The sequence below is a fragment of the Arthrobacter sp. 10T425 genome (genome assembly GCF_056393985.1).
In genome coordinates, this window is the sequence record NZ_JBFTGZ010000055.1 from 1 (window position 1) to 540 (window position 540).

Below are 540 nucleotides of genomic sequence, written 5' to 3' on the forward strand. Positions count from 1 at the left end.
GATCGCGGGGTGCGATTCATAGCCCACCAGCGCGAAATCCTCGTACTTGTAGTCGAAGATGCTGTCCGGCTTGCGCTGGATCTGGAGCGTCGGCAGCTTCATCGGCGCGCGCGCGAGCTGGGTTTCCACCTGCTCGAAATGATTGTTGTAGATGTGGCAGTCGCCGCCGGTCCAGACGAAGTCGCCCACGGCCAGGCCGGCCTGCTGCGCGATCATGTGCGTCAGCAGCGCGTAGCTGGCGATGTTGAACGGCACGCCGAGGAAGATGTCGGCGCTGCGCTGGTAGAGCTGGCAGGACAGCTTGCCGTCGGCCACGTAGAACTGGAAGAATGCGTGGCAGGGCGGTAGCTTCATCTGCGGGATCTCGCCSACGTTCCASGCSGAGACGATCAGGCGGCGCGAGTCCGGGTTGTTGCGGATCTGCTGCATCAGGTCGGCGATCTGGTCCACGTGGCGGCCGTCCGGCGTCGGCCAGGCGCGCCACTGGTAGCCGTAGATCGGGCCGAGTTCGCCGTTCTGGTCGGCCCACTCGTCCCAGAT

At 65.0% G+C, this 540-nt stretch carries 1 protein-coding gene; it reads right to left on the minus strand.

Annotated elements, in window-relative coordinates; genetic code table 11:
• On the minus strand, window positions 1-540 hold a 540-nt coding region (locus AC1DDH_RS20480), incomplete at both ends, for a thymidylate synthase (RefSeq protein ID WP_476956212.1).